19 protein-coding genes are annotated in these 23,100 nt (G+C 73.7%); 13 read left to right on the top strand and 6 right to left on the bottom strand.

Annotation, left to right across the window (positions count from 1 at the left end; translation table 11 throughout):
* Nucleotides 1-18 precede the first annotated feature (18 nt).
* The 3 genes from AB0O91_RS01710 to AB0O91_RS01720 all read left to right on the top strand — a co-directional run bounded on the left by AB0O91_RS01710 (nt 19) and on the right by AB0O91_RS01720 (nt 3,046).
* Complete coding sequence (locus tag AB0O91_RS01710) at nt 19-1,350, top strand: M20/M25/M40 family metallo-hydrolase (protein ID WP_363427116.1); 1,332 nt, start codon at nt 19-21, stop codon at nt 1,348-1,350.
* 248 nt (nt 1,351-1,598) lie between these two features.
* Nucleotides 1,599-1,844: a chaplin gene (locus AB0O91_RS01715; protein WP_363427118.1), complete on the top strand. Its 246-nt coding sequence runs from the start codon at nt 1,599-1,601 to the stop codon at nt 1,842-1,844.
* A 350-nt stretch (nt 1,845-2,194) separates the two neighbouring features.
* Nucleotides 2,195-3,046, top strand: a complete 852-nt coding sequence (locus AB0O91_RS01720; protein ID WP_363427120.1) for a chaplin — start codon at nt 2,195-2,197, stop codon at nt 3,044-3,046.
* Between the two features lie 157 nt (nt 3,047-3,203).
* Here the strand turns inward: AB0O91_RS01720 and AB0O91_RS01725 are convergent, their stop codons facing one another.
* Complete coding sequence (locus AB0O91_RS01725) at nt 3,204-3,413, bottom strand: DUF5703 family protein (protein ID WP_363427122.1); 210 nt, start codon at nt 3,411-3,413, stop codon at nt 3,204-3,206.
* 363 nt (nt 3,414-3,776) lie between these two features.
* Here AB0O91_RS01725 and AB0O91_RS01730 point away from each other — a divergent pair, with 363 nt between their 5' ends.
* Nucleotides 3,777-4,376: a hypothetical protein gene (locus AB0O91_RS01730; RefSeq protein WP_363427123.1), complete on the top strand. Its 600-nt coding sequence runs from the start codon at nt 3,777-3,779 to the stop codon at nt 4,374-4,376.
* Between the two features lie 184 nt (nt 4,377-4,560).
* On the opposite strand, the gene AB0O91_RS01735 is transcribed toward AB0O91_RS01730, so the two are convergent.
* Complete coding sequence (locus AB0O91_RS01735; RefSeq protein ID WP_363427125.1) at nt 4,561-6,801, bottom strand: helix-hairpin-helix domain-containing protein; 2,241 nt, start codon at nt 6,799-6,801, stop codon at nt 4,561-4,563.
* A 57-nt stretch (nt 6,802-6,858) separates the two neighbouring features.
* Nucleotides 6,859-7,839 carry an aldo/keto reductase gene (locus tag AB0O91_RS01740; RefSeq protein ID WP_363427127.1) on the bottom strand — a complete coding sequence of 327 codons (981 nt, stop codon included), beginning with the start codon at nt 7,837-7,839 and terminating at the stop codon, nt 6,859-6,861.
* 296 nt (nt 7,840-8,135) lie between these two features.
* Here AB0O91_RS01740 and AB0O91_RS01745 point away from each other — a divergent pair, with 296 nt between their 5' ends.
* On the top strand, nt 8,136-9,182 hold the full coding sequence (locus AB0O91_RS01745) for an LLM class F420-dependent oxidoreductase (protein ID WP_363427129.1): 1,047 nt from the start codon (nt 8,136-8,138) through the stop codon (nt 9,180-9,182).
* 28 nt (nt 9,183-9,210) lie between these two features.
* Here the strand turns inward: AB0O91_RS01745 and AB0O91_RS01750 are convergent, their stop codons facing one another.
* Entirely contained in the window at nt 9,211-10,200 is a 990-nt protein-coding gene (locus AB0O91_RS01750; protein ID WP_363427131.1) for a magnesium and cobalt transport protein CorA, read from the bottom strand.
* A gap of 127 nt (nt 10,201-10,327) precedes the next feature.
* Here AB0O91_RS01750 and AB0O91_RS01755 point away from each other — a divergent pair, with 127 nt between their 5' ends.
* The 6 genes from AB0O91_RS01755 (at nt 10,328) to mshC (ending at nt 16,218) form a co-directional block, all read left to right on the top strand.
* On the top strand, nt 10,328-11,029 hold the full coding sequence (locus tag AB0O91_RS01755; RefSeq protein WP_363427133.1) for an MSMEG_4193 family putative phosphomutase: 702 nt from the start codon (nt 10,328-10,330) through the stop codon (nt 11,027-11,029).
* 238 nt (nt 11,030-11,267) lie between these two features.
* Nucleotides 11,268-11,837 carry a DUF3090 domain-containing protein gene (locus AB0O91_RS01760; RefSeq protein ID WP_363427134.1) on the top strand — a complete coding sequence of 190 codons (570 nt, stop codon included), beginning with the start codon at nt 11,268-11,270 and terminating at the stop codon, nt 11,835-11,837.
* A gap of 56 nt (nt 11,838-11,893) precedes the next feature.
* Nucleotides 11,894-12,679, top strand: coding sequence for an SCO1664 family protein (locus AB0O91_RS01765; RefSeq protein WP_363427387.1), 786 nt, complete (start codon nt 11,894-11,896; stop codon nt 12,677-12,679).
* 159 nt (nt 12,680-12,838) lie between these two features.
* Nucleotides 12,839-13,762: an AraC family transcriptional regulator gene (locus AB0O91_RS01770; protein WP_363427135.1), complete on the top strand. Its 924-nt coding sequence runs from the start codon at nt 12,839-12,841 to the stop codon at nt 13,760-13,762.
* 127 nt (nt 13,763-13,889) lie between these two features.
* A complete protein-coding gene (locus AB0O91_RS01775; RefSeq protein ID WP_363427136.1) occupies nt 13,890-14,741 on the top strand; it encodes a carbohydrate-binding protein in 852 nt (283 codons plus the stop codon).
* A gap of 247 nt (nt 14,742-14,988) precedes the next feature.
* Nucleotides 14,989-16,218, top strand: coding sequence for a cysteine--1-D-myo-inosityl 2-amino-2-deoxy-alpha-D-glucopyranoside ligase (gene mshC, locus AB0O91_RS01780; RefSeq protein ID WP_363427137.1), 1,230 nt, complete (start codon nt 14,989-14,991; stop codon nt 16,216-16,218).
* Nucleotides 16,219-16,372: 154 nt separating this feature from the next.
* Here mshC and AB0O91_RS01785 read toward each other — a convergent pair whose 3' ends face one another.
* Nucleotides 16,373-17,326 carry a PAC2 family protein gene (locus AB0O91_RS01785; protein WP_363427138.1) on the bottom strand — a complete coding sequence of 318 codons (954 nt, stop codon included), beginning with the start codon at nt 17,324-17,326 and terminating at the stop codon, nt 16,373-16,375.
* A gap of 354 nt (nt 17,327-17,680) precedes the next feature.
* On the opposite strand from AB0O91_RS01785, the gene AB0O91_RS01790 reads away from it, so the two are divergent.
* Nucleotides 17,681-18,202 carry an SRPBCC family protein gene (locus AB0O91_RS01790; RefSeq protein WP_363427139.1) on the top strand — a complete coding sequence of 174 codons (522 nt, stop codon included), beginning with the start codon at nt 17,681-17,683 and terminating at the stop codon, nt 18,200-18,202.
* Between the two features lie 61 nt (nt 18,203-18,263).
* Here the strand turns inward: AB0O91_RS01790 and AB0O91_RS01795 are convergent, their stop codons facing one another.
* Nucleotides 18,264-19,346, bottom strand: a complete 1,083-nt coding sequence (locus AB0O91_RS01795) for a hypothetical protein (protein WP_363427140.1) — start codon at nt 19,344-19,346, stop codon at nt 18,264-18,266.
* 144 nt (nt 19,347-19,490) lie between these two features.
* Between AB0O91_RS01795 and metH the strand changes: the two genes are divergently transcribed.
* On the top strand, nt 19,491-23,000 hold the full coding sequence (gene metH / locus AB0O91_RS01800; RefSeq protein WP_363427141.1) for a methionine synthase: 3,510 nt from the start codon (nt 19,491-19,493) through the stop codon (nt 22,998-23,000).
* The last annotated feature ends 100 nt before the right edge of the window (nt 23,001-23,100 follow it).

Below are 23,100 nucleotides of genomic sequence, written 5' to 3' on the forward strand. Positions count from 1 at the left end.
CCAAGACGAGGAGTGACCGTGAGCGAGCGGAGCGAGTCGGCGGCGCCGAGGGTGACGGCTGAGTCGGAGGTCGCCGAGATCTGTCGCGATCTGATCCGGATCGACACCAGCAACTACGGGGACGGCTCCGGCCCGGGGGAGCGCAAGGCGGCCGAGTACGTGGCCGAGCAGCTCGCCGAGTTCGGGATCGAGCCGCAGATCTTCGAGTCGGCCAAGGGGCGGGCCTCGACCGTGGTCCGGATCGAGGGCGAGGACCGGTCCCGTCCGGGTCTGCTGATCCACGGCCACACCGACGTGGTCCCGGCCAACGCCGCGGACTGGACGTACGACCCCTTCGGCGGTGAGATCGCCGACGGCTGCGTGTGGGGGCGCGGCGCGGTCGACATGAAGGACATGGACGCGATGACCCTGGCGGTGGTCCGGGACCGGCTGCGCACCGGCCGCAAGCCCCCGCGCGACCTGGTGCTCGCCTTCCTCGCCGACGAGGAGGCCGGCGGCACCTACGGCGCCCGCTTCCTGGTGGACAAGCACCCGGAGCTGTTCGAGGGCGTGACCGAGGGCATCGGCGAGGTCGGCGGCTTCTCCTTCACGGTGAACGACCAGGCCCGGTTCTACCTGGTGGAGACGGCCGAGAAGGGCATGCACTGGATGCGCCTGACGGTCGAGGGCCGGGCCGGGCACGGCTCGATGGCGAACGACGACAACGCGATCACCGAGCTGTGCGAGGCCGTCGCCCGGCTCGGCCGGCACAAGTTCCCGCTGCGGATCACCCCGAGCGTGCGGGCCTTCCTGGACGAGCTCTCGGACGTGCTCGGGTACCGGCTGGACCCGGAGGACATGGACGAGGTGGTCCGGGTGCTCGGCGGCATCGCCAAGATGATCGGCACCACCTTCCGCAACACCGCCCAGCCGACCATGCTCGGCGCCGGTTACAAGGTGAACGTGATCCCCGGTCAGGCCACCGCGCACGTGGACGGGCGCTTCCTGCCCGGCTACGAGGAGGAGTTCCTGGCCGAGCTGGACAGCGTGCTCGGCCCGCGCGTGAAGCGCGAGTCGCTGCACTCGGACCGGGCGATCGAGACCGGCTTCGACGGCGCGCTGGTCGAGGCGATGCAGACCGCGCTGCGCGCCGAGGACCCGATCGCCCGCGCCGTGCCCTACTGCCTCTCGGGCGGGACGGACGCCAAGTCCTTCCAGGACCTCGGCATCCGCTGCTTCGGCTTCGCGCCGCTGCAGCTGCCGCCGGAGCTGGACTTCGCCGGGATGTTCCACGGCGTGGACGAGCGGGTGCCGGTGGACGGCCTGAAGTTCGGCGTCCGGGTGCTGGACCGCTTCATCGACGCCTGCTGATCAGGCGACTGGGTCGGCCCGCTCCCGGAGTGCCGGGGGCGGGCCGACCGCATTGTCCGAGCGCATGATTGTGGGACGGGTTGAAAGAGATCAACAGAAACGATTCTGCTAGCTGATTCAAGCCCGCGCGCTTGTGCGAACCCTCACCGTTGCGGGTGAATGGGAAATCTGTTCCGTACCCCGTTTGCCGCAGCGTCGTTCATTCCTGTGCAGCCCGCCGAACGGGTTGCGTTGTCCATACAGGAGGAATGATGAAGGTCAAGAAGATCGCCGCTGTCGCCGCCGCCACCGGTGGCCTGGTGCTCGCCGCCGCCGGTGTGGCGTCCGCTCACGGCGGTGCCGCTGCCGAGGGTGCGGCCGTGGGCTCCCCGGGTGTCGTGGCCGGCAACTCGGTCCAGGTGCCGGTGCACGTGCCGGTCAACCTGTGCGGCAACACCGTCAGCGTGATCGGCGTGCTGAACCCGGCGTTCGGCAACCACTGCGCCAACTTCTGAGTCGACCTCCGGGCCGCTGAGGCCCGTTGAGCCGGGCTGAGAACGGCCCCCGGGCGGCGGACGCGCCGCACCGGGGGCCTTTGCGCGGGGCCGTTCGGGCGGCCTCCGCTCCGCTCGGGGCCGTTGCGGCGGCCATCGTGCGGTCGGTTCCGGGAGGCACGACAAGGCCGGGGCGGCCTGATCGCTCGATCGGGTGAAGCTGCTTCGTTCGGCTCAACCTCCCGGTCTGCCTTTCGTTAACTCTGTGCAGTCGAAGACCTTGGGTGATTTCCGGATATACAAAAATTCCGACTTTCATACAGGTTCATGTCAAGGTCGCCACGCCGTACTCGAAAACGTCAGGGGAAATCATGAGGAATGTAGCCAAGAAGGGGATCCTCACCGCCGTGGCCACCGGCAGCGTGCTGGCCTCGACGGCCGGCTACGCCTACGCGGCCGCTGAGGCGCAGGGGGGCGCCGCGGGATCACCGGGTGTCGCCTCGGGGAACTCGGTGCAGGTGCCGGTCGAGGTGCCGATCAACGCCTGTGGCAACACGGTCGACGTGATCGGCGTGCTGAACCCGGCGTACGGCAACCACTGCGCCAACGTCAGCGGCGGTGGCGGCCGCCATGCCGCCCCGCGGCCCGGCCACGGCGGCCTGCCCGGCGGCGCCGCCTCCGGCACCGGTGCGAGCCGGGGTTCCTCCGCCTCGGGGGCCTCCGCGGCCGGCACGGCCGCCGGCTCGCCCGGGGTGATCTCCGGCAACAGCGTCCAGGCCCCGGTGCACGTGCCGGTGAACGCCTGCGGCAACTCGGTGAACGTGGTCGGCGTCGGCAACCCGGCCTTCGGCAACGGCTGCGGCACCGTCGCCCAGCCCGCGCCGAAGCCGACCGACGACTGCCCCGAGGGCCACACCCCGCCGCCCGTCCACGGTGGCGACGACACCGGCACGGGCAGCTCGCGCAACGGCGGCCCCTCGACCGCTGCCGTCCCGGGCACCCCGGCCGCCCAGGCGCCGAAGGCCGGCGGCACCCAGGCCGTTCCGGCCGCCGCCCGGGTCGGCACCCCGGCCGCGCCCGCCGCGCAGAACGTCGCGGCGGCCGGTGAGCTCGCCCACACCGGCGCGGGCGACGTGGAGCTGCTCGGCGCCGCCGGGCTGGCGCTGCTGATCGGCGGCGGCGTGCTCTACCGTCGCGCCCGGGTCGGCGCCGGCGCCCGCTGAGTCCGGGGCGCCCGTCCGGGGAGTCACCCGACGCGGCGCCCGGCGAGCGACCTCTCGCACACCCCGCCGACGTGCCCGCGGCCGCCCGTTCAACCGGGCGGCCGCGGGCGCGTGGAGGCCGGGAGCGGATCCCCTCAGGCGGCCTGCGCGGCGCCCGTCACCAGATCCGGACCTGTCGGATGATCCGCCGCTTCAGCCGGACCGTCCGACTGCCGTCGGGGAACAGCCTCAGCCGGTCGAGCTCCCAGTGCCCGTACTCGGCGTGCTCGGTGAGCAGTTGGCGCGCCGCATTGCGCGTGGTGCCGCGCGGCATGCGCAACGACTGGTACTCGTACTCCGGCTGCCGGACCGGCTTCGGTGGGGTCAAAACGCTCCTCCTGAGGATCACCTGCGGGCAAGCCTACGGCCTGCCCCGGACAGTCGGCCCGGGTATTTCCGGCCGTCCTCCCGTCCCGGTCCGGCGGTTCGGGGGCGGCCGGCCCGAACGCCCGGCTGACAGTGCATCAGTTCTGTTGCTGCTGAGGAGGGGATACCCCGATACCGGCGCGCGAAGCGGCACCCGGACGGCCCCGCCGGGCCGGTCGCGCGCCCTCTGCGCCCGACCCGCGCCGGTTCTGCCGGGGGACAGAAGTGACGGAATCGGACATCAAGGGGGAAGTTGCGGTGAAATCGCGGGTGTAGGTGACAACCGCTGTGCGTACCGGCATCGCGGGGAGATAGCGTCTGCACCATGTCTGATGCCGCGCAGCCCACCATTGCCGAGGTACGCGCCGCCGCTGAGGCGGTCAAGGCCGCCATCGACCGTCATCTGGAAGCGGTGTCAAGCCCCAACGCAACTGATGATCCCGCCGTGTCCACTGCCTACGAGCAGTTGGCGACGGCGGCCATCGCCTACGACCAACTCCTCTACGAGGTCTACGACGAGGTCACGCCCTTCGAGATCCCCGGCGACGAGGGACCGGGCGGTTACCACGGCCCGGAACAGCCCGAGGCGATCAGCGTGCTGATCCGCCGCGACTACCACGTGGTGGACCCGAAGCGGCTGCGCGCGCAGGCCGAGCGGCTCGACGAGTCGCTGACCCCGGGCGGCGCCGGCGGCGTCAACTCCGCGATCGGCGTGCTGTTCGGCGAGTACGAGCCGGACGAGATCGCCGCCCGCAGCGAGGAGTTCGGCCTGGAGGAGGCGGATTCGACGCTCTGGGTCGCGGCGGCCGAGCCGACCGAGCCGGGGGAGTGGCTGCCGGAGCCCTTCGAGCACGCGGACCCGCAGCTGCTGATCTGCCGGTTCGACGTGAGCGAGGTCTACGACGACGAGGACCCCGACGACTGACGTCGGAGGCACCCGTGGAGGGCGGGCCCGGGACACCGGGCCCGCCCTCCACGCGTCGACCCGTCGATCCGGGTGACCGGCACGCGCGACCGGTGCGCACAGCCGGCACGTGGGACCGGTACGCGCCCCCGGCGCGCGTGACCACCGACCGCGTGCGGTCAGCGCGCCGGACCGCCACCCCCGGTCACTGCTCGGCGACGGCGTTCTCCGCGAGGACGGAACGCAACCGGGTGGTGCGCGGCTGCGCCGGGCGCTCGGCGACGGCCTGGGCGAGCGCCGGCCCGGCCGCGTGGACCACGGACAGGTGCCGCTCGCCGCGCCCGAACGCGGTGTAGACCCACTGCCGGGAGAGCGCCGCCCCGGCGTCCTCCGGGACCACGACCACCGCGGCGGGCCAGCGGCGGCCCAGCGCCTGGTGGACGGTCAGCGCCCAGCCGTGCCGCAGTCGGCCGGCCTCGGCGGGCGGGACCGTCCGCCGGGAGCCGTCGGGGTACTCCAGGTGCAGGCCGGCCGCGTCGCCGTCCAGCACCCGGGCCGGGCGGGTGACCCCGGGAGCAGGGGACTCCACCACCCGGTCGCCTGGGTCGAACCCGCCGAAGCGCCCGGGGCCGGGGTTCAACCGGGCCTTCGCCGCGGCGTTCAGCGCCCGGGTGCCGGCCGGTCCGCCGTGGCCCGGGGTGAGCAGCACCACCTGCTCGGCGGGGATGCCGAGCGCGCGCGGGATCGAGTCGGTGAGCAGCTGCACGGCGCGGTGGACGGCCTCGCCGCCGTCCTTGGCGGTCAGGATGACCACCTCCTTGTCCGGCGCCTCGACCGGCTGCAGTTCGCCGACGCCGACGCCGGAGACCAGCTCGCCGATCGGGCCGAAGTCCGGGGTGCGGGAGGCGACTGCGGGGCAGACCTTGGCGGCCAGCAGGTCGGCGAAGAACCGGCCGGGACCGGCCGACCAGAGCTGCCCCGGGTCCCCGCTGAGGACCAGCCGGGTGCCGTCGGCGAGCGACTCCAGCACGATCGCGGCCAGTTCGACGTCCAGCAGCGGGGCGTCCAGGACGACCAGGAGGTCCAGGGCGAGCGAGCCGTCGGCCGCCCGGCGCGGGCCGGCCGTGCCGGAGAGCAGCTCGGTGAGCGTGACCACCGGGGTCGCGGCCTCGCCGAGCGCGTCGAAGGATGCCTTGCCCTGGTCGGTCCAGGTGGCGGCCCAGGCGCGCAGCCCGAGTTCCCGGGCGGCGGCGACCAGCGCGGCCGGCTCGGCGCGGGCGGCCTCGCCGCCGGTGTGCAGGACGAGGGCGTGCTCGGCGACGGCCCGGATCAGGGCGCTCGCGGAGGAGGAGGACGCCGCCGCGGCGGCGGCTTCCCAGGCGGCGGGACCGACGGGGACGGGCCCGGCCTCGACGGGGGCCGCGGTGCCCGCGTCCTCGACGGCCGACCCCTCGGCCTCGACCGCTCCGGCGTCGGCGTCCGCCGCTTCGACCGCTTCGGGCTCCGCGGCTTCGACGGCCGCGGGGTCCTCGCCCGGGACGAAGGTGGCCATCAGCTGGAGCAGCTTCTCGGCGAGGCTGTCCTCCGCCATCGCCAGCCCCTCGAGCGCGAGCAGCGTCCGGGTCGGCGGCTCGTCCTCCTCGCCGCCCGCCGACTGCGCCTCGGCTCCGCCCAGTTCCTCCTGGAACGGCAGCACCCGCCCGTCCGCGACCGCGTGCTGGATCGCGGCGGCCGGCTCCGGCATCCGGAGCCGTTCGAGCCCGGCGGCCACGTCCGGCAGGGCCTGGGCGGAGTGGCCGCGCAGAGCCGCCTGCTCCAGCAGCCAGACGACCAGGGCCTGGGCCCGGCGGGGGTCGTCCGGGGCGGCCTCGGCGCCGAGCAGCCCGCGGGCGAAGTGGTCCGCGTGCTCGGGGCGCACACCGGGGAGGCCGAGGACCGCCCACGGGTCGTCGCGCAGCCGCGCGGCCGCACCGTCGCCGAACGCGGTCACCGCGGCGGCCGCCAGTTCGGTCGGGGCGCCGCCGGCGGCCAGCACCTCGGTGGTCTGCCGGAGCGCGTCGCCGTTCGGCGCGTCGGGCTGCCCGACCGGGGCGGTGGGGGTGGCGGGGGCGGTGGGAGCAGCAGGCGGGCTCGCCCGGTGAACCGTCGGGCCACCAGCCGCCGACGCCTCGGCGATCCCGGCCTCGGAACCCGCGGCCTCGGAACCCGCCGCCTCGGTGTCCAAGGGTTCGGAGCCCGGCGCCTCCGCACCCTCGACCCCGGGCACCGGCCCGGACTCCGCCGGCTCCGCCGCCTTCGCGCCGGAGGCGCCCAGTCGGTGGGCCCCCGGCCGCGCCGCCCGCTGCTCGATCCGGCGCATCTGCTCCATGACCGCCGCCAGCTCCGCGGCCTTGCCGGCCGGCGAGGCCGCCGTCTCCTCCGGAGCGCCGTTCCCCGTGTCACTCATCGTCGTCCGCTCCAAAGGTCACTCCACTGCACGTTCTGTTCGACGACCCGGCCGGGGCTACAGCTCCGTCCACCCCTGGTCCGGGTAGCGGTGCACCGGCGACGAGATGTCGTCCAGCGCGCCGCGGATCTCTCCCGGAAGCGTAAGCGCCTCCACCGACAGTGCCGCCTGGAGCTGGGCCACCGTGCGCGCCCCGACCAGTGCGCTCGCCACCCCGGGCCGGTCCCGGACCCAGGCCAGCGCGACCGCGAGCGGGCTGCTGGCGAGCCCGTCGGCGGCGGTGGCGACGGCGTCCACGATCCGCCGGGAGCGCTCCCCGAGGTAGGGCTGGACGAACCCGGACAGGTACGGCGAGGCGCCGCGCGAGTCCTGCGGGACGCCGTGCCGGTACTTCCCGGTGAGCACCCCGCGCCCGAGCGGTGAGCCCGCCAGCACGCCGACCCCGGCGTCCAGCGCGGCGGGCAGCGCCTCCCGCTCGATGCCGCGTTGCAGCAGCGAGTACTCCAACTGGGCCGCGGCCAGCGGCATCCGGTCGTGGTGGGCGCGCTGCCAGGTGGCGGCCTTGGCGAGTTGCCAGCCGCTGAAGTCGCAGACGGCGGCGTAGCGGGCGCGGCCGGAGGAGACGGCGATGTCGAGGGCGCTGAGGGTCTCCTCGACGGGGGTGGTCGGGTCGAAGGCGTGCACCTGCCACAGGTCGACGTACTCGGTGCCGAGCCGGCGCAGCGAGGCGTCCAGGGCGGCGAGCAGGTGGCCGCGCGAGCCGTCGAAGCGGCGGGTGGACTCGGGGACGCTGCCGGCCTTGGTGGCGATGACGAGTTCGGAGCGCGGGATCAGGTTGTCGGTGAGGCGGGAGATGAGGTACTCGGCGCCGCCGTCGGCGTACACGTCGGCGGTGTCGACCAGGTTGCCGCCGGCGTCGACGAACTCCTTGAGCTGCTCGGCGGCTTCGTGCTCGTCGGTGTCCCGGCCCCAGGTCATGGTGCCGAGACCGAGGCGGGAGACCTGTAGGCCGGTACGGCCGAGGTGGCGCTTTTCCATCGGACGGGCCCTCCACTGGCCGGTGGCCCCGGTGGCCCCGGTGGCCCTGTAAACGCGCAGGTGAGGAGAGCGCTCCCCACGTCGGCTGAGCGTAGCGGCCGGTGCCCGGGCAGGGGCGCAGACCCGCAGAACGATCAATGCGCGCGGTGTGACCCAGGCCACCACTACCCGTCAGTAGCATGACCTCCGCGAACGCGGTTACGCTCGCCGTCCGGGCCCGCCCGCCCGGCCCGTCCGACCGGCCACCACGTCCGCCCGACTGGCCACCGGGCCCACCCGACTGGAAGGTTCGGCACATGCGACTCGGCATCAACCTCGGCTACTGGGGACTCGGCATGGACGCCGACAACATCGCGGTGGCCCAGGAGGCCGACCGGCTCGGCTACTCGGTCTGCTGGGCGGCCGAGGCGTACGGCTCGGACGCGGCGACCGTGTTGAGCTTCGTCGCCGCCAGGACCGAGCGGATCGACGTCGGTTCGGCCATCTTCCAGATCCCGGCCCGTACCCCGGCGATGACCGCGATGACCGCCGCGACCCTGGACACCCTCTCCGGCGGCCGGTTCCGGCTCGGCCTCGGCGTCTCCGGCCCGCAGGTCTCCGAGGGCTGGTACGGCGTGAAGTTCGACAAGCCGCTCGCCCGCACCCGCGAGTACGTGGAGATCGTCCGCAAGGCGATGTCCCGCGAGCGGCTGGTGCACGAGGGCGCGCACTGGACCCTGCCGCTGCCCGGCGGCCCGGGCAAGCCGATCAAGTTGACCGTGCACCCGGTGCGCGAGCGGATCCCGCTGTACATCGCCGCGATCGGCCCGAAGAACCTGGAGCTGACCGGCGAGATCGCCGACGGCTGGCTCGGCATCTTCTTCTCGCCCGAGCACTCCGCGCTGTCCCTCGACGCGCTCACGGCCGGCCGGGCCAAGGCCGGCAGGACACTGGACGGCTTCGACCTCTGCCCGACCGTGAACCTCGCGGTCGGCGAGGACGTCAAGGCCGGGGTCGACGGCCTGCGCTCCTACGCGGCGCTGTACATCGGCGGCATGGGCAGCAAGGAGAAGAACTTCTACAACCAGCTGACCCGGCGCATGGGTTACGAGCAGGCGGCCGACGAGATCCAGGAGAAGTACCTGGCCAAGGACTACGCGGGCGCCGCCGCCGCCGTCCCGCACGACCTGATCGACGCCACCTCGCTGATCGGCGACACCGCCCGGATCGCCGACCGGATGCAGGCCTACGCCGACGCGGGCGTCACCACCCTCACCCTGGCCCCGTCCGGCTTCACCCTGGACGAGCGGATCCGGGCGCTGCGCACCGGAGTCGAGGCGCTGGAGCGGGCCGGGCTCGCGTAGCCGACCCGGGCCGCAGGCCCCGGCGGCGCTACAGCCAGTCGTGCCGCTTGAACACCCGGTGCAGCACCACGCACACCAGTGCCATGAACGACAGCACCGCCGGGTAGCCCCAGGGCTCGTGCAGTTCGGGCATCACGTCGAAGTTCATCCCGTACACGCCCGCGATCATGGTCGGGACGGCGGCCAGCGCCGCCCAGGCCGAGATCTTCCGCATGTCGTTGTTCTGCTGCACGCTCACCTGCGCCAGGTTGGCGCTGAGGATGTCGGTCAGCAGCCGGTCCATGCCGTCCACCTGGTCGTTCACCCGGGCCAGGTGGTCGGCGACGTCCCGCAGGTAGGGGGCGGCCTCCGGGCGGACGAACGGGGCGCCGCGCTCCAGCCCGAGCATCGGCTCCAGCAGCGGGGCGGTGGCCCGGCGGACGGTCATCACCTGGCGCTTGTAGCCGTAGATCCGCCCGGCGGTGTCGCGGCCGACCCGGCCGGGGGCGAAGACGTCCGCCTCCAACTCGTCCAGGTCGACCTGGAGCGCGGTGGCCACCTCGACGTAGCCGTCCACCACGGTGTCGCAGACCGAGTGGAGGACCGAACTGGGCCCGTAGCGCAGCAGTTCGGGCTGCTGTTCCAGCCGGGCCCGCAGGCCGCTGAGCGGGGCGTCCGCACCGTGCCGGACGGTCATCACGAAGTCCGGGCCGACGAAGACCATCACCTCGCCGGTGGTGACGGCGTGGCTGTCGGCGTGGTGGCCGAGGGTCTTGAGGGTGACGAACAGCGAGCCCTGGTAGGCCTCGACCTTGGGGCGCTGGTGGGCGCTGACCGCGTCCTCGACGGCCAGCGGGTGCAGCGCGAACTCCTTGCCGACCCGGTCGAGTTCCTCGGCGGTCGGTTCGAACAGGCCGACCCAGACGAAGGCGTCCGGGCCGGCCTCGCGGGCGGCGGCGAGCGTGTCGGTGAGGTCCTCGGAGGCCCCGAGTCGGCGGCCGTCCTGGTACGCGGCGCAGTGGACGATCATGCGGGCCATTGTCCCCCGGAAGGGCATCCCGGCACGGCCCGCCGGGCCGGGAGGCCGGGAGCCGGGCCGCACCCCGGCCGCCGCCGCGGCGTCGATCGCGCCCCACGACGGGGCCCGGAGGCCGTAGGCTGGCCCCATGCCCACCCTGCTGCTCGTCCGCCACGGCCGCTCGACCGCGAACACCGCCGGGATCCTGGCCGGTTGGACCCCCGGCGTGGACCTGGACGACACCGGGCGCGCGCAGGCCGCCGCGCTGGCCGGGCGGCTGGCCGGGATCCCGCTGGTGCGGGCCGTCAGCAGCCCGCTGGAGCGCTGTCGGCAGACCCTGGAGCCGCTGCTCGCCGCCCGCCCCGAGCTGGGCCCGCCGACCGAGGACGAGCGGCTGGGGGAGTGCCACTACGGGGAGTGGACCGGCCGCCCGCTGGCCGAGCTGGCCAAGGAACCGCTCTGGCGCACCGTCCAGGACCACGCCGCCGCCGCGGCCTTCCCGGGCGGTGAGTCGCTGCGCGAGCTGAGCCACCGCACGGTCGACGCGGTCCGCGAGTGGAACGCGAAGATCGCCGCCGAGCACGGCGAGGACGCGGTCTGGCTGGCCTGTTCGCACGGGGACGTGATCAAGGCGGTGGTGGCCGACGCGCTCGGCCTGCACCTGGACCACTTCCAGCGGATCAGCGTCGAGCCCTGCTCGGTCACCGCGATCCGCTACACCCCGCAGCGGCCGTTCGTGCTCAGGACGGGCGACACCGGTGACCTCTCCTCGCTCGCGCCCAGGCCCCCGGCCGACTCCGCCGCCGCGACCACCCCGGTCGGCGACGCGGTGGTCGGCGGCACCGCCTGAACCGCACCGCCTGAACCGCACCGCCGAACCGCACCGCCGAACCGCACGGCCCGAGGCGCCGCGCCCGCACCGCCCGCGGCGAGGCGGCCCCGGCGGCACGCCCCGCGCCCGCGGGTGCCACCCCGCCCACGGGCCCCGCTCGGCTCCCCGGCCGGGCCCCGGAGGTCGTAGGGTGACTGATGAGTGCCCCGCAGTTCGACCACCTGCCCAGTTGGACAACCCGATCCGGAGCTAGCGCGTGACCCGTCAGGTCTTCTTCTACGACCAGCCCGAACGGTTCGTGGCCGGCACCGTCGGCCAGCCCGGCGCCCGGGCGTTCTACCTGCAGGCCAGCGCCCGGGGCCGGATCACCAGCGTGCTGCTGGAGAAGAACCAGGTCGCCGCGCTCGCCGAGCGGATCGAGGAGGTCCTGGACGAGGCGCTGCGGCGCAGCGGGGGCGACGCGTCCATCCCGGCCACCGCGCCCAAGGACCTGCTGGACACCGCCCCGCTGGACCTCCCGCTGGAGCAGGAGTTCCGGGTCGGCACCATGGCGCTGGCCTGGGACAGCGTGGACGCCTGCCTGGTGGTCGAGGCGCAGGCGCTGGTGGAGGACGAGGAGGACGCGGAGGGCGAGGAGGAGGCCCTCCAGGACGACGAGAACGGCCCGGACATGCTGCGGGTGCGGCTGACCGGCGCGATGGCCCGGGTGTTCGCCAAGCGCGCGCTGGACCTGGTCGCGGCCGGTCGCAAGCCCTGCCCGTTCTGCAACCTGCCGCTCGACCCGGAGGGCCACCTGTGCCCGCGCGCGAACGGGTACCGGCGCTGAACACCGAGACCCCGCCGCAGGCCGACCCGGCGGCCGCCGCCGCCCTCGCCGCCGACGTGCCCACCGCCCTCGCGCTGCTGCGCCAGGGCGGGCTGACCGTGCACGGCCGGCTCACCGAGGCCTCCAACGCCGCGCTGTACTGCACCGTCGAGCACGGTTCGCTGAGCGCGCAGGCCGTCTACAAGCCGGTGGCCGGGGAGCGCCCGCTGTGGGACTTCCCGGACGGCACGCTGGCCGGCCGGGAGGTCGCCGCGTACGAGCTGTCCGCGGCGACCGGCTGGGAGCTGATCCCGCCGACCGTGCTGCGCGACGGTCCGCACGGCCCGGGCATGGTCCAGCTGTGGGTCGAGCCCGATCCGGCGGCCGAGCCGCTGCTCGCGCTGCAGGACCCGACCGGGCCGGAGGAGGGCTGGCTGCCCATCGTCCGGGCCGAGGTCGAGGGCGGCCGCACCGCGCTGCTGGTGCACCACGACGACCGCCGGCTGCGCCGGCTGGCCGTGCTGGACGCGGTGCTCAACAACGCCGACCGCAAGGGCGGTCACCTGATCCCCGCGGCCGACGGCCGGGTGTACGGCATCGACCACGGCGTCACCTTCAACACCGAGGGCAAGCTGCGCACCCTGCTCTGGGGCTGGGCGGGCGACCCGCTGCCCGCCGAGGCGCTGGAGGTACTGGCCCGGCTGGCCGAGCAGTTGGACGGGGAGCTGGCCGAGCGCCTGGCCCCGCACCTGACCGGTGCCGAACTGGACGCCACCCGGGCCCGGGTGGCCGGGCTGCGCAGCTCCGGCACCCACCCGCTGCCGGCCGCGGACTGGCCCTCGATCCCCTGGCCGCCGGTCTAGGCCTGTCCGGCCGGACGTGGCCGCGAACCGTCCGCACCCCGCCGCAACCGCCGGGGCGGCCCCGGCGGCCCGGCGCCCCGGGCGTTCAGCCCCGGTCCCCGGCCGGGTTACCCGCCGGTGGTCTGGACCTGTTACCGGAATAGGTCGCACACTGCTCCGATGGACGTGCGACGGACCACCCCCCGAACCGCGCCGGACCTGCCGTTGCACCGCCTGCAGGTCCCGCTGCCCCACCTACTGCCCTTCGCCATCGGCAGTTTCGACGCGATCGGCCCGCTCTCCCGGGCCAACTTCCCCCACCGGCACTCGTTCTACGAGATCGTGCTGGTCACCGGCGGCCGCGGTGCCCACGTCCTGGACCTGGTCCACCGGCCGCTGGCGCCACCGCAGTTGTGCGTGATCACGCCCGGCCAGGTGCACCACTGGGCGGACACCGAAGGGCTCACCGGCCGGGTCGTCCTGTTCAACGAGGACTTCCTGCTGGGTCACCCGCAGGACCTGGCCGCGCTGCGCGCCCTGGCCACCCGCCCCGGGATCGGGCTCGGCGAACAGGCCGGGGCCGTCGCCGGGTTGCTCGCCGACATGGAGCAGGAGTACCTGACCATGGCGCCCGGCTACCAGGGCGTGCTGCGGGCCAGCCTGCACATCCTGATCGTCCGGGCGCTGCGTGCCCGCACCCCGGACGACCGGCCCGCGGTGCCCACCCGGCCGGCCGAACTGGCGGCGGCCTTCACCCGGTTGATCGCCCGGCCGGGCGGGGTGCGGCACTCGGTGGCCTCCACCGCCCAGGAACTCGGGGTCTCCCCGGGGCACTTGCAGACCCTGGTCAAGCAGGCCACCGGCCGCACCCCGGGCGGGCTGATCCGCCGGCAGCAGACCCTGGAGGCCAAACGACTGCTCGCCTGCACGGATTTGACGATCCGTCAGGTCGCCAAGGAGTCGGGTTTCGCGGACCCGGCGTACTTCTGCCGGTTCTTCCGGCGGGAGACCGGGATGACCCCGGGGGAGTTCCGCTCCCGGGTCGACGGAAATCACCACGATCCCCGGATCATGTCCATCGCTGTGGCCCCGGACGGTCCGTAGTGTCAGTGCTGGCCACCGGCGGTCGGTCCAGCGCGCGGACGGGCGGCCGGTTCGGCCCTTGTCATGCCCCCACCATGGCAAGGGCCGCCCCCCACCCCCACAAAAATCCACGGGAAGGAGACGGCGCATGTCCCCGTCCGACGGCATGATCAGCCGCAAAACCGTCCTGAAGGCCGCCGCCGTGCTCGGAGCCGCGCCACTGCTGATCGGCGGCGGAGTGGCGCTGGCCCGGGACCAGGTCGGCAGCGGCCGCATCCCAGGCCTGACCCCCGACTGCCACGACGGGGACGACCCCACCATCGAGCAGATCGAGGGCCCGTACTTCAAGCCGAACTCCCCGCTGCGCAGCTCGATGGTCAATGACGGCCCGGGTACCCGGCTGACCGTCAGCGGCTACGTCTTCGGCCGCGCCTGCCTGCCCATCTCCGGCGTGCTGCTGGACTTCTGGCAGGCCGACGACGGCGGCAACTACGACAACGTCGGTTTCACCTTCCGCGGCCACCAGTTCACCGACGCCAACGGCGCGTACAAGCTGGACACCATCATCCCGGGCCTCTACCCGGGCCGTACCCGGCACCTGCACGTCAAGGTCCAGGCGCCCGGCCGCCCGATCCTGACCACCCAGCTCTACTTCCCGGGCGAGCCCCGCAACAACACCGACACCATCTACGACGCCCGGCTGCTGATGAACATCCGGCAGAACGGCTCCGGCGAGGACGGCAGCTTCGACTTCGTGCTGGACGTGCCGCAGACCCCGGGCACCCCGACCCCGACGGCCACCCCCACCGGAACCCCCACCGGCACCCCGACCGGCGGGCCCACCACGCCGCCCGGCGGCGGCAGCTGGGCCGCGGGCACGGCGTACCGCGCGGGCGACCGCGTCACCTACTCCGGCGCCTCCTACGTCTGCCTCCAGGCGCACACCGCCATGGCGGGTTGGGAGCCGCCGAACGTACCGGCCCTCTGGCAGCGGTCGTAGCGGCTCCGGCCGCTTCCCCCGGGGAGCCGGGCGCCCGGTCGGCGGCAGGGCCGACCGGGCGCTCACCCGTGCCCGGAACCGATCGGGCGCGCTCACCCGTGCCCGGATCCGTGCGGATCGCGTCATACGCCCGAAACGGAACGCGCTTTACCAGCCACCAACCGGTCGGGCAACGACGGGAAGCGATTCCAGTCGATCTTGCGGACTGGTTAGGCTTTCAAATGTTCTCAAGGTTAAAGTCGATCCCATGCATGCCTGGCCCGCCTCCGAGGTTCCCGCCCTGCCTGGTCAGGGGCTCCCCCTCCGTATCTTCGACACCGCAGCGGGCACGGTCCGCGAGGTGGTGCCGCAGGACGGCACCGCCCGGATCTACGTCTGCGGCATCACGCCCTACGACGCGACCCACATGGGCCACGCCGCCACCTACAACGCCTTCGACCTGGTGCAGCGGGTCTGGAAGGACGCCGGCCACGACGTCCTGTACGTCCAGAACGTCACCGACGTGGACGACCCGCTGCTGGAGCGCGCGGCCGAGACCGGCCAGGACTGGGTGGCCCTCGCCGAGCGCGAGACGGCCCTGTTCCGCGAGGACATGACCGCCCTCCGGCTGCTCCCGCCGGCCCACTACGTCGGCGCCGTCGAGTCGATCCCGTGGATCGTCCCGATCGTCCAGAAGCTGCTGGCCTCCGGCGCCGCCTACCAGGTGGACGGGGACATCTACTTCTCGGTCGACGCCGACCCGCACTTCGGCGAGGTCTCCGGCCTGACCCGCGAGGCCATGCGCCCGGTCTTCGCCGAGCGCGGCGGCGACCCGGACCGCCCCGGCAAGCGCGACCCGCTGGACGCCCTGCTCTGGCTGGCCGCCCGCCCGGGCGAGCCCGCCTGGGACACCGAGCTCGGCCGCGGCCGACCCGGCTGGCACATCGAGTGCGTCGCCATCGCGCTGCAGTACCTGGGCATGACCTTCGACATCCAGGGCGGCGGCAGCGACCTGTCCTTCCCGCACCACGAGATGGGCGCCGCGCACGCCCAGGCCGCCACCGGCTCGCACCCGTACGCCAAGGCGTACGTGCACGCCGGCATGGTCGGCCTGGACGGCCACAAGATGTCCAAGTCCCGCGGCAACCTGGTCTTCGTCTCGGCCCTGCGCCGCGAGGGCGTCGACCCGGCGGCGATCCGCCTGGCGCTGCTCGCGCACCACTACCGCGAGGACTGGGAGTGGACCAAGGCCGTCCTGGACGAGGCCGTCGAGCGCCTCGCCCGCTGGCGGGCCGCGGTCTCCCGGCCGGACGGCCCGGCCGCCGAGCAACTGCTCACCGAGGTCCGCGCGGCGCTGGCGAACGACCTGGACGCGCCCGCCGCGCTGGCCGCCGTCGACCGCTGGGCCGCGCGGCAGGACGGCGAGGGCGGTACCGACATCGGCGCCCCCGGCCTGGTCTCCCGCACCGTGGACGCCCTGCTCGGCGTCGCGCTGTAGTCACCGAGGAATACCGAAGGGGCGCCCGGACCGAGGTCCGAGGCGCCCCTTCAACGTTCCGCCCGCCGGAGCCGCCGGAGCCGCCGGAGCCGCCGGAGCCGCCGGAGCCGCGGGGCCGCTGCCGGGGCCCACGCACGCCGGGCGAGGAGGCCGCCTACTCCTCCTCGGCGCCCTCCTGGCTCTCCCGGGTCGTGCCCGGCCCCTCCGGCTCGGCCGGGCGCTCGGCCGTCGCGTGCCCGGACACCGGCTTCTCGCCCGTCGGCCCGACGTTCTCCCGTCGGCGCAGGTAGCGCTCGAACTCGCGCGCGATCGCGTCCCCGGAGGCCTCCGGCAGCTCTGCGGTGTCCTGCGCCTCCTCCAACTGCTGGACGTACTCGGCCACCTCGCTGTCCTCGGCGGCCAGCTGGTCCACGCCCAACTGCCAGGCCCGGGCGTCCTCGCCCAGTTCGCCCGGCGGGATGGGCAGGTCCAGCAGGTCCTCCAGCTTGTTCAGCAGCGCCAGCGTGGCCTTGGGGTTGGGCGGCTGCGCGACGTAGTGCGGCACCGCGGCCCAGAGCGTCACGGCCGGCACCCCGGCGTGGGTGCAGGCCTCCTGGAGCACCCCGACGATCCCGGTCGGGCCCTCGTAGCGGCTCTCCTCCAGGTCCAGCCGACGGGCCAGGTCCGGGTCGGAGGTGACCCCGCTGACCGGCACCGGCCGGCTGTGCGGGGTGTCGCCGAGCAGCGCGCCCAGGATCACCACCAGCTCGATGCCCAGCTCGTGCGCGAAGCCGAGCAGTTCGTTGCAGAACGAGCGCCAGCGCATGCTCGGCTCGATGCCGCGGACCAGCACCACGTCCCTGGTCGTCGGCTCGGTCACCCGGACCACCGAGAGCCTGGTGGTCGGCCAGGTGATCCGGCGGATGCCGCCGTCCAACCAGATCGTCGGACGGTTGACCTGGAAGTCGTAGTAGTCCTCGGCGTCCAGGGCGGCGATCACCTTGCCGCCCCAGGTCTCGTCCAGATGCGCCAGGGCCGCGGAAGCGGCGTCGCCCGCGTCGTTCCACCCCTCGAAGGCGCAGACCATCACCGGGTCGATCAACTCGGGAACATCTTCCAGCTCGATCACCCAGCGTCTCCCTCCGGTCGGCGGTCGGACCGGCACCGCCTCGGCTGGCCTGCCGGGGCACTGACGGGCCGGCTCCCGCCTGTCGAACCTCTCGTCTCCCATGGAACGGCTCGCTCCATGGTCCCTACCTGCCCAGCCTACGGGCTTTGATGCGCATGGTGGTCGGGCACCGGGACAGTCTGGGGGAGCGGACCGCCCTGATCCAGCGGATATCCGCCCGACAGCGGCTGACGCACCGTCAGATCGCCCGACGGGCACGCAGGGTGTCCGAGCAGCGACGCAGCGGGACGGATCGCCGCCCGGGCGCGGCGGCGCGATGATGGGGAGGCGGGGCCGGGCGGAAGGGGCCGACCGATGAACCGACGGCTGTGGATCGGCGCGGGCGCGGGTGCGGCGGCGCTGGCCGGAGGCGCGCTGCTGGCGGCGGACCGGGCCGGACGCCGGCTGCCGGTCGGGCACGTCACCGAGGGTGGGCTGGAGCTGGGACAGCCGCCCGGCGCGGTGTGGGAGGTGCTGACCGACATCGACCTGTACCCGGCCTGGCGCCCGGGCCTGACCCATGTCGAACGGCTGCCCGCCGGAGCCGGCGGCCGCCCCCGCTGGCGCGAGTACGACCGGCACGGGCACACCACCTACGAGGTGGTGGCGAGCGAGGCCCCGTACCGGCTGGTGACCGGCATCGCCGATGCGGAGCCGCCCCACGGCGGTACCTGGACGTACCGGCTCGCCCCGGCCGGGCCGGGCTGCTCACTGACCGTGACCGAGCGCGGTGAGGTCCGTCGGCCGGTGGACCGGGCGGTCGCCCGCTACCTGACCGGCGAGGCCGCCGGGGTGCACCGCTACCTGGGCGCCCTCGCCCACCGGATGGCCGGCTGAGCGGCCCGGGCGGTCAGGGCGGCCCGAACGGCCCGGCCGGGCGCAGCGGCCCCGGACCCGGTCAGGCCGGGTCCACCCAGCCGCTGCGGTACGCCGCCCAGTTCTCCGGCGTCGCCGCGAAGTCCACGTACAGCGCGACGCCGAAGTTCGCCCGCCGCAGGTCCTGGCGGCCCAGGCCCAGCCGGACGCCCCGGACCGCCGCCGGGACGGTCTCCGCCCGGCCCCAGTGGCCCCACCGGTCGTCCCAGTAGAACGGCAGGCCGATCAGCAGGTCGACCTCCGGCGGGGTGGCCGCCAGCGCCAGCTCGGTCTGCAGCGCGACGTAGCCGCCGTACAGCGGCTCGGTCGGCATCGAGGTGTCGTAGGTCATCACCGCGATCTGGTCGACCCGGCGGGCGGTCTCGCGGAAGTACGCCGCGTCCCACCACTTGCCGTGGTCGGTGAGCAGGATGCCGGCCGTGTGCAGGCCGGGGACCGGGTCGATCTGCGGTGCCGCCACCGACAGCTCCGCCCCGCGGGCGGCCGTCACCGGGCGGACCTGGTCGAGCAGGGCGAGCCAGCCGGCCGTGCCGGGGCGGATCGGCTCCATGTCGAAGTGCACGCCGTCGAAGCCCTGGTCGAGGACCTGGCGGGCGGAGTCGGTGATCCGGTCCCGGGTGGGTGCGTCGTCCAGGTCGAGGGCGTCCCGCTCCGGCTTGACCTCGTCGCCCAGCCAGCCCTGCACCCGCACCCCGGGCAGCGCCCGGTGGACGGCCCCGGTGAACCAGCGGGCCTGCGGGTGGACGGACGGCGGCAGCGAGCCGTCGTGCTCCAGCGGTCCGGTGTGCACGTACAGGTCGCGCACGCCGGTGCCGGCCAGTTGCCGGGCCAGCGCCGCCACGTCGGTCTCGGTCTTGCGGCCGTCCACCCAGGCGTGGCCGAGCCAGACGGCGTCCCGGCCCCGGGTACGGGCCTCGGCGGCCGGTTCACCTGAGTAGTGCAGTCGGATCGCGACGAACAGCGAGCCCAGCGCGGCGACCGGCACGGCCACCGCCAGCCCCAGCGCGACCAGACCGCGGCCCCACCACGGCAGGCTCCTCCAGTGGCGCAGCGGAGCCCCCAGGGCCCGACCGGTGCGCCGCGCAACGGTCCCGGATCGGGCCACGCGGTTGCTCCCCCCTTGCGGTCGAGGGCTCAGGATACGGAATGCACCGGCGGGCCGGGCTCCGGGCCGGATACCCTGGGCCACGTGCGTGCCCGAGCAAGCGGGTGCGCAAAGCCGACAGCCGTCGCACCAGGGAGACGCCCCATGGCCACTGCAGCCGACCCGTCCACCACCCATCAGAGCCGCGCGAACGCGTTGCGCGAGGCGCTCGCCACCCGGGTGGTGGTGGCCGACGGTGCGATGGGCACCATGCTCCAGGCGCAGGACCCGACCCTGGAGGACTTCCAGAACCTCGAAGGCTGCAACGAGGTCCTGAACATCACCCGCCCCGACATCGTCCGCTCCGTCCACGAGGCCTACTTCGCCGTCGGCGTGGACTGCGTGGAGACCAACACCTTCGGTGCCAACTTCTCCGCGCTGGGCGAGTACGACATCCCCGGGCGGATCTTCGAGCTGTCCGAGGCCGGCGCCCGGATCGCCCGCGAGGTGGCCGACACCCACGCCGCCGACGGCCGCACCCGCTGGGTGCTCGGCTCGATCGGGCCCGGCACCAAGCTGCCGACCCTCGGCCACGCCCCGTACGAGACGCTGCGCGACGGCTTCCAGGAGAACGCGGCCGGTCTGATCGCGGGCGGCGCGGACGCGCTGCTGGTGGAGACCAGCCAGGACCTGCTGCAGACCAAGGCCGCGATCCTCGGCTCCAAGCGCGCCCTGGCCGAGGCCGGGCTGGACCTGCCGGTGCTGGTGCAGGTGACCGTCGAGACCACCGGCACCATGCTGCTGGGCTCCGAGATCGGCGCCGCGCTCACCGCGCTGGAGCCGCTCGGCGTCGACTACATCGGCCTCAACTGCGCCACCGGCCCGGCCGAGATGAGCGAGCACCTGCGCTACCTGGCCAAGAACGCCAGGATCGGCCTGTCCTGCATGCCGAACGCGGGCCTGCCGGTGCTCGGCAAGGACGGCGCCCACTACCCGCTCTCCCCGGCCGAACTGGCCGAGGCGCACGACGTGTTCACCCGCGAGTACGGCCTCTCGCTGGTCGGCGGCTGCTGCGGCACCACCCCCGAGCACCTGCGCCAGGTGGTGGAGAGGGTCCAGGGCCGCCCGATCGTGCGGCGCGACCCGCAGCCGGAGCCCTCGGCCTCCTCGCTCTACCAGGCGGTGCCGTTCCGCCAGGACACCTCGTACCTGGCGATCGGCGAGCGCACCAACGCCAACGGTTCGAAGAAGTTCCGCGAGTCGATGCTGGCCGGCGACTGGCAGGCCTGCGTGGAGATCGCCCGTGACCAGATCCGGGACGGCTCCCACCTGCTGGACCTCTGCGTGGACTACGTCGGGCGCGACGGCGTCGCCGACATGAAGGAGATCGCCGGCCGGCTGGCCACCGCCTCGACCCTGCCGATCGTGCTGGACTCCACCGAGCCGCCGGTGCTCCGGGCCGGCCTGGAGGCGCTCGGCGGCCGCGCGGTGCTCAACTCGGTGAACTACGAGGACGGCAACGCCCCCGACTCGCGCTTCGGGAAGATCGCCTCGCTGGCCCGCGAGCACGGCGCCGGGCTGATCGCGCTGACCATCGACGAGCAGGGCCAGGCCCGCACCGCCGAGCTGAAGGTCGAGATCGCCGAGCGGCTGATCGCCGAGCTCACCGCCGACTACGGCATCGACGAGGGCGCGATCCTGGTCGACTGCCTCACCTTCACGCTGGCCACCGGGCAGGAGGAGTCCCGCAAGGACGGCATCGAGACCATCGAGGCGATCCGCGAGCTCAAGCGCCGCCACCCGAAGGTGCAGACCACCCTCGGCCTGTCGAACATCTCCTTCGGCCTCAACCCGGCCGCCCGCGTGGTGCTCAACTCGGTCTTCCTGCACGAGTGCGTGGAGGCCGGCCTGGACTCGGCGATCGTGCACGCCTCCAAGATCCTGCCGATCGCCCGGATCCCGGAGGACCAGCGCGAGGCCGCCCTCGACCTGGTCTACGACCGCCGCCGGGAGGGCTACGACCCGCTGCAGCGCCTGCTGGAGCTGTTCGAGGGCGTCTCCACCGCCTCGGTCAAGGCCTCCAAGGCCCAGGAGCTGGCCGCGCTCCCGCTGGACGAGCGGCTGCAGCGCCGGATCATCGACGGCGAGCGCAACGGCCTGGAGGCCGACCTGGACGAGGCGCTGGGCGTGCGTCCGGCGCTGGAGATCATCAACGACACCCTGCTGTCCGGCATGAAGGTGGTCGGCGAGCTGTTCGGCTCCGGCCAGATGCAGCTGCCGTTCGTGCTCCAGTCCGCCGAGGTGATGAAGACCGCGGTGGCCCACCTGGAGCCGTTCATGGAGAAGTCCGACAGCGAGGGCAAGGGCACCATCGTGCTGGCCACCGTCAAGGGCGACGTCCACGACATCGGCAAGAACCTGGTCGACATCATCCTGTCCAACAACGGCTACAACGTGGTCAACCTGGGCATCAAGCAGCCGGTCTCGGCGATCCTGGACGCCGCCCAGGAGCACCGGGCGGACGTGATCGGGATGTCCGGGCTGCTGGTGAAGTCCACCGTGATCATGAAGGAGAACCTGGAGGAGCTGAACCAGCGCAAGCTGGCCGCGGACTACCCGGTGATCCTCGGCGGCGCCGCCCTGACCCGCGCCTACGTCGAGCAGGACCTGCACGAGATCTACGAGGGCGAGGTCCGCTACGCCCGGGACGCCTTCGAGGGCCTGCGGCTGATGGACGCGCTGATCGCGGTCAAGCGCGGCGTGCCCGGTGCGACCCTGCCGGAGCTCAAGCAGCGCCGGCACGCCAAGGTCGAGGTGGCCGAGCCGGAGCCCGAGGTCAACCTCGGGCAGATCCGCTCCGACGTGGCGCTGGACAACGCGCTGCCCACCCCGCCGTTCTGGGGCGACCGGATCGTCAAGGGCATCCCGTTCGCCGACTACGCCTCCTGGCTGGACGAGGACGCGCTGTTCAAGGGCCAGTGGGGCCTGAAGGCGGCGCGCAGCGGCGAGGGCCCGTCCTACGAGGAGCTGGTGGAGACCGAGGGCCGGCCCCGGCTGCGGGCCTGGCTGGACCGGCTGCAGACCGAGGGCTGGCTGGAGGCGGCCGTGGTCTACGGCTACTACCCGGCCAACTCCAAGGGCGACGACCTGATCGTCTTCCACGAGGACGGCACCGAGCGGACCCGCTTCACCTTCCCCCGCCAGCGGCGCGGGCGCCGGCTCTGCCTGGCGGACTTCTTCCGCCCGGAGGAGACCGGCCAGCGGGACGTGGTCGGCCTCCAGGTGGTCACCATGGGCAACCGGATCTCGGAGGCGGCCAACGAGCTGTTCGCCGACAACTCCTACCGCGACTACCTGGAGCTGCACGGCCTCTCGGTGCAGCTGGCCGAGGCGCTGGCCGAGTTCTGGCACGCCCGGGTCCGCTTCGAGCTGGGCTTCTCCGGCGAGGACCCGCAGGACGTCAAGGACATGTTCGCGCTCAAGTACCGGGGCGCCCGCTTCTCGCTCGGCTACGGGGCCTGCCCCGAGCTGGAGGACCGCGCCAAGATCGCCGACCTGCTGAAGCCGGAGCGGATCGGCGTGGTGCTCTCCGAGGAGTTCCAGCTGCACCCGGAGCAGTCCACCGACGCGATCGTGATCCACCACCCCGAGGCGAAGTACTTCAACGCCCGGTAACCCGGACGTCCTTCTCCGTTCGCTCTTTCCGGGCGAAGCGGGCGTATCCTTGATGATCCTGAACGGGCCGGTCCGCTCACCAGCGGGTCGGCCCGTGCCA

This window comes from Kitasatospora sp. NPDC089797 (genome assembly GCF_040684795.1).
GTDB lineage: Bacteria > Actinomycetota > Actinomycetes > Streptomycetales > Streptomycetaceae > Kitasatospora.

Coding starts and splice junctions, on each gene's coding strand:
- AB0O91_RS01715 (WP_363427118.1), top strand. CDS start 1,599: ATGATGAAGGTCAAGAAGATCGCCGCTGTCGCCGCCGCCACCGGTGGC.
- AB0O91_RS01745 (WP_363427129.1), top strand. CDS start 8,136: ATGCGACTCGGCATCAACCTCGGCTACTGGGGACTCGGCATGGACGCC.
- AB0O91_RS01790 (WP_363427139.1), top strand. CDS start 17,681: ATGAACCGACGGCTGTGGATCGGCGCGGGCGCGGGTGCGGCGGCGCTG.
- AB0O91_RS01730 (WP_363427123.1), top strand. CDS start 3,777: ATGTCTGATGCCGCGCAGCCCACCATTGCCGAGGTACGCGCCGCCGCT.
- metH (WP_363427141.1), top strand. CDS start 19,491: ATGGCCACTGCAGCCGACCCGTCCACCACCCATCAGAGCCGCGCGAAC.
- AB0O91_RS01775 (WP_363427136.1), top strand. CDS start 13,890: ATGTCCCCGTCCGACGGCATGATCAGCCGCAAAACCGTCCTGAAGGCC.
- AB0O91_RS01735 (WP_363427125.1), bottom strand. CDS start 6,801: ATGAGTGACACGGGGAACGGCGCTCCGGAGGAGACGGCGGCCTCGCCG.
- AB0O91_RS01770 (WP_363427135.1), top strand. CDS start 12,839: ATGGACGTGCGACGGACCACCCCCCGAACCGCGCCGGACCTGCCGTTG.
- AB0O91_RS01720 (WP_363427120.1), top strand. CDS start 2,195: ATGAGGAATGTAGCCAAGAAGGGGATCCTCACCGCCGTGGCCACCGGC.
- AB0O91_RS01755 (WP_363427133.1), top strand. CDS start 10,328: ATGCCCACCCTGCTGCTCGTCCGCCACGGCCGCTCGACCGCGAACACC.
- mshC (WP_363427137.1), top strand. CDS start 14,989: ATGCATGCCTGGCCCGCCTCCGAGGTTCCCGCCCTGCCTGGTCAGGGG.
- AB0O91_RS01740 (WP_363427127.1), bottom strand. CDS start 7,839: ATGGAAAAGCGCCACCTCGGCCGTACCGGCCTACAGGTCTCCCGCCTC.
- AB0O91_RS01750 (WP_363427131.1), bottom strand. CDS start 10,200: ATGGCCCGCATGATCGTCCACTGCGCCGCGTACCAGGACGGCCGCCGA.